The organism is Chroococcidiopsis sp. CCALA 051 (genome assembly GCF_003015105.1).
GTDB lineage: Bacteria > Cyanobacteriota > Cyanobacteriia > Cyanobacteriales > Chroococcidiopsidaceae > Chroococcidiopsis > Chroococcidiopsis thermalis.
In genome coordinates, this window is sequence record NZ_PYCI01000223.1 from 1 (window position 1) to 5,354 (window position 5,354).

Annotated in this window: 4 protein-coding genes; all 4 read right to left on the reverse strand. The window is 48.0% G+C overall.

The genetic code is table 11. The annotated features are described in order from the left end of the window. Nucleotides 1–32 precede the first annotated feature (32 nt). The 4 genes from C7Y66_RS29730 to C7Y66_RS29745 all read right to left on the reverse strand — a co-directional run bounded on the left by C7Y66_RS29730 (nucleotide 33) and on the right by C7Y66_RS29745 (nucleotide 5,141). Nucleotides 33–1,661 carry a PAS domain-containing protein gene (locus C7Y66_RS29730; protein WP_106548292.1) on the reverse strand — a complete coding sequence of 543 codons (1,629 nt, stop codon included), beginning with the start codon at nucleotides 1,659–1,661 and terminating at the stop codon, nucleotides 33–35. Nucleotides 1,662–1,736: 75 nt separating this feature from the next. Continuing rightward, nucleotides 1,737–3,281, reverse strand: a complete 1,545-nt coding sequence (locus C7Y66_RS29735; RefSeq protein ID WP_106548293.1) for an ATPase domain-containing protein — start codon at nucleotides 3,279–3,281, stop codon at nucleotides 1,737–1,739. A gap of 29 nt (nucleotides 3,282–3,310) precedes the next feature. Further along, entirely contained in the window at nucleotides 3,311–3,691 is a 381-nt protein-coding gene (locus C7Y66_RS29740; protein ID WP_106548294.1) for a MarR family transcriptional regulator, read from the reverse strand. Nucleotides 3,692–4,145: 454 nt separating this feature from the next. After that, nucleotides 4,146–5,141 (reverse strand): tyrosine-type recombinase/integrase, encoded by a 996-nt coding sequence (locus tag C7Y66_RS29745; RefSeq protein ID WP_106548295.1) that lies wholly within the window; start codon nucleotides 5,139–5,141, stop codon nucleotides 4,146–4,148. Nucleotides 5,142–5,354 lie beyond the last annotated feature (213 nt).

Genomic DNA, 5,354 nt, shown 5'->3' on the forward strand with positions numbered 1-5,354 from the left:
TGTAATACACCGTCAAGTTTAGAATTCCAATGTTAAGCAATATTTCGCCAACAGTATCCGTATCTCGGCGGCCACCCCAGTCCACCAAATTTGCGAGTCGTCGTACTGTCGGCTTGGCGAAAGTACTCAAATACATGGGGCAAAAAGTCAAGATGAATCCCCTTGCCTGTATCGCTCACGGAGATTTGAGCTTGAGTGCCATTGCGTTGTAAACGAATTTCCACCCGTCCAGCTTCAGGCGTGAATTTGACGGCATTGGAAAGTAAATTCCAAATGACTTGCTGCAAGCGGCTAGCATCCCCTAAAACTTGTAGTTCCTCCGATCCGGCGACGAGTTGCAGCTCGATTGATTTTGCTTCAGATGCCAAGCGCACGGTTTCTAATGCAGCTTGCGCGAGCGGTTTTAGCGCCACTGGGAAAACATTGAGGCTGAGTTTGCCTTGCAAAATCCGCGAGACATCTAATAAATCGGCAATCAGTTGTGCCTGTAACTTGGCGTTGCGCTCGATTGTTTCTAACGCCTGGGCTGTTTTTCCAGCGTCAAACTTACGGCTTCGCAGGAGTTTAGTCCATCCTAAGATGGGGTTGAGTGGAGAGCGCAGCTCGTGGGAGAGTACGGCTAAAAACTCATCCTTAATCCGGTTTGCTTCGATCAATTGCTCGGTTTGCTGCTGCAACATCTCCTCGGTTTGCTTGCGGTCTTCAATATCGATCGCCGTTCCCACCCAATTAACGATCTGACCTGTGGCATCTCGGACGGGAGCGACCGAAGCTAAGTGCCAGCGATACTGTCCGTCCCGATCGCGGCGAAAGCGATATTCAATTTCATAACTCTCGCCTGTTACAATCGCATTCTGCCAAATTACTTGAGTCCGCTCTCGGTCGTCAGGATGCAATACTGATGCCCAACCAAAATCGAGAGTCTGCTCTGGAGTCAACCCAGTATAGCGATAACAGTGCGGGTTGCAGTAAGTGACTTGACCGTTGGGGAGGGAAATCCAGACAAATTGAGGCAGTCCTTCTGCCAGGAGACGATACTGTTGTTCGCTAATGCTAACTTGCTCGTATAGCCGTGAAAGCAAGTCAGAGCGATCGCGTTCCATTAACGAGTGATAGCGGGTTTCGATAAAGCTATTACCCAGCGTTGAGAGCAATTTACCATAGGTTCGCAACGTCTTTCGAGCCACGGGACGCTGTCGCGATGCCTGCCGCCAGACTGCTTGAGGAGAAAGATTTAATCGTTTAGCATTTTGCTCTAGTTCTAGTTGCAGCCGATCGGGAAACTGGTCAAACACCTGCCCTGCGATCAGAGTGCCAACCGAGCGATCGCCCAAGCGCAAGGGGATGACAAAATGAGCGAAACCCAGGTCATCGCTGATTAATACCAGTTCGTTTCGTTGCAGTGCCTCGGCGATCGCCGTGCAGGGTTTGGAGCGAACCAAACAGAACGGGCAAACACCAGGTTTCTCCGTTATTTGAGTTTGAAATAGCTGCCAAAGCGGTTGAGGATTAATATACTCTCCGATCGCGCTCCCCTGAGTATCGGTCAAAACCACAGCCAAGTTCATTGCTAAGGCATACTCTTCTAGCACCGAATGCCAAATTAAGGGGTCAAGAAGCGCTTGCAGCACCTCTACTCGCAGTTGACGCAATTCATTCATTGAAAACCAATCGAGATTCCAAAATCACTGCACTCCTGACGCTTCCTTTTATAACTCGTACTAATTTGCTTGGTTTCAGTCATCTATCTGAGGAGGAATATTACGATTGAATCGAGTCGGCGCTCGACTCAACAGATTGTAGTAGCTACTAAAAGGAAGGTTAGAGATCTCGCTAATTCCTTCTGGAACAAGCACGATCCCGCCCCGTTCGATGCGATACTGTCGGGTGATGTATTGATGTTTGCATCCTCGCGCTTTCGCGACGGTAATTGCCCGATTCATCATGTTGCCCAGTTCAACATAGCTCAACAAAATGACGTTATCAACTACAGAAGTGACATTAGAATCGCTCATGAAGCGAGTCATGCCGAATAATTCTGGGTTTTCGTAGCTGATAAATGCGGTCATTAGTCGCTGCTTGGTGAAGGCAATCAATCCGTGGAGAAACTCGCGAAACTTCCGCTCGTCGCCGATCGCGTTGCTGTAAGTCGTGATGCCATCTACTACAATGCGGTCGATCTGGTGTTCCTCAATAGTACGGGCAATTAAATCGAAGTGAACGTTGACTTCCAGTTCCAATGGTGAGTCATGCAAAAGGTAGATCGTGCCAGCTTCCACCTGTTCCCGCATATTCAGACCCAGCGCGTCCGCATTGCGAAGGATTTGTTCTGGATGCTCGTCTAGGGTGACAAGCAAACCTCGCTTGCCTGCATTTCGCGCCCCCTCCACCAGCACCTGATACCCCAAATTCGATTTTCCGGTTCCTGACGCACCAGTTACTATCGTCACAGATCCTTCATACAGCCCGCCTCCCGTCAAGTCATCTAACATGGCGTTGCCAATTGCCGATTTCTGAATGGTAGAAGTCGGTTGATAACCCGTTGCCTGCACGCGACACTGGACGCGGCGAAACACTTTTAGCCCTTGACCTGCTTTGATTTGCAGGGTATGTACGCCTGCCTCAAACCCTTGTCCTCGGCTTTTAAGAATTTCAATCCGCCGATAAGCGCCTGCTGGGTAGTCGCCTCGCTGCAACTGGATCACCGTATCAGCCAAAAATTCTGCGGTTTCTAACGTCTGCGCTGGTTCTCCGTGCAACGCCCGTTCGTGGGCAAACAGGGGAGTAATGCCTTCACGGTCTAAGCCCTCAATAATCTGCTGCAATAGTTCGCGGTAAGAGCCAGAACCATTTGCTGGCAAAGCAGAATTGCCATTACTGGCAGTCGGACGCAATAGCGCAATGCTATCAATGAAAATGCGCCGCGCTCCCAGCTCGATCGCCGTTTCCATCAGCAAGCTATCCGCAGAGCGCAACTCCTGTTCCAGAATTTGTGGTGTTGTAAAGATAATTCGCAATCGGTTTTGCTGCTGCAATTCCTCTAGGTTCCAGTTAAACGCAGCCGTATCCCGTAATAGCTTGCGCGGGCTGGTTTCAAACACCACAATAATTCCAGGTTCGTCGTACTCGACAATACCACGGTAGATAAATTCCGTACCCAGCAAACTTTTCCCTGCTCCAGCTTCCCCTTCAACCAGGATGACATTGCCTCTGGAAATGCCGCCCAGGAAGATCGTATCCAACCCCTGAATTCCCGTTCGGACTAAGTTACCATTCGCCACCCTGTTTCTCCTCTACCTTGGCGCGATCGCTACTCATGCTCAACGTTACCACGATATCGTCTGCGAGCTAAAAGTCGTCGGACTGGATGTGCGTTTTTTAGCCCAATTAGTCGTTCAAACGCTTCCTGGCAGGGTGGCTCGACTGGTGGAACTAGGCGATGCAGTCGCGCTCCTCGACTCGCTCGCGATCTCTCAACTAGTCCTAGAGATTCTAAAGTCTTAAGCGCTTCAACAATTAGATTGGATCCATAATTCAGCAAATGACTGATCTGTTCGGCATTAATCAAACTAGATTGGTGACGATACAGGTAAACTAACACGTCCCATTCAATCAATTGCTGAATCCCCAATGTCTGGAGCCAAGATTCGATTTCAAACGCTGATACATCTTCTAAATCGGATTCGAGCATTTGGGTAATGATTTACACTAAGTATTGAAGAAAATTGTTGAAAAACTGTTTATATGTTAAGGTTCCTGGTTTCTCGTTAAGCTTTGTTGAAGTTGCCCGATCGCATCAGTAGACACTGGGAATTTGAGAATGCGTTTAAATACGTTATCTCCTGTTGAACGGAGCCTTGAGTTGATGCCTTGTCACACTAAAAAGTTATTAAAGTAGCTCAAGAATTACGTCTGCCCTAGGTGTGAACTCAGGCTGGTAGCTTTTTAGATTTTTACCTCTTACATTGTATAAATTGAAATGGCTTGGGAACGGAAACCAAATCGATCCAAATCTTCTAAACGTACAAGTTTTGTACGCGGGCAGTTTTAACTCGCCATCCTAAGTGCGCAGCCATTTCGCTTGACTCGTTAGAAACGAATCTATAACTCTAGCAATAAATTCAAAAATAAATTCAAACATAATTTCAAGCCTTTTCATCGGGCTGGCTTTCACCAAGAGCTTGATAAAAAGCTTTTTCGGCGGCGATTTGGTCGGCTCGTTTGGTATAGCGTTTGAAACTTTGCATTGACTTATGCCGAGTCAGTGTCATCACGTGATAAGTATCCATGCCCCTAAGTACCAAATCGGTAGCAAACGTGTGCCGGAACCGATGAGCGTGAAGATCGATCCCCGTCGCCTGCTGAATTGCATCGACAACATCTCGAATCCCCCAATAGGTAAGGCGCTTGCCAAAACTGCGGCGCGATCGCGAGATAAATAAAGGACTCGCGGGCTGAAGTTCTTCCCCTTGCTGCGATCGCGATTCCAGGTAGACATCCAAATCCATCCTGGCTCTTTCTTTGAGCGGTACGTAACCCTTACTGTCACTTTTGGCTTTACGAACGTGCAACCTCGTGCCGTCATAATCCTCTAAATTTAGTGCCGATACTTCTGCTGCCCGCAATCCATGTAGCAGAATCGAAACTAAGGCAGTATTGCGCTCTCGGTAATTGCTCTTTTCTGCTACCTGATAAATACTTACTAGCTCTGCCTCGCTTAAGTCTTGTGCCTCTGGTGATTCCAGCTCCAGTAAGTCGATTGTTTTGGTAGGATTTTTGGCAACGTACTCCGAATCGACCATCCATCCGTAGAAGTTTTTTAGAGTTGTCAGTACCCGATTTGCTGTCGCCGGTGCGAGGGATTTTTCTTCTAGCAAGTCATCTTTAAACATCGCCACCTGCCTGGGAGTCACTGCACCCCAAGCCGTCTGCGTCCAATTCATAAATCGCTGTAAGTCTTGGTGATATGCCTTCTTGCTGTTGTCACTAAGCGATCGCGCCATCAAGAATTCGTCCACCCGCGACTGCCGCAGATCTGTAGGTGGTTGAGATGGGATTACAGTTGGTGTTGGACTGGCAGTACGGACAATTTGAGTCGAGGACGGGATAATAACAGGTTCTGGGATAGGGCGGCGAGGCATAGAAGCACGTATTCCAGCTTTTTATATCGATCTCAGTTTAAACGATCGCGCTGAATGGCGCTCTACCGTCGGCATCTTTGAGTAATTATACTTAATCTGTTAATTTAAATCCCAAATAAGTATCCTTATCTGCTCTAAGACCAGCCTCAGACAAAATGAAAAAATCAGCGAGATCCAACAGCCGAAAAACCTTTGTACTGTACGATTGAGGAA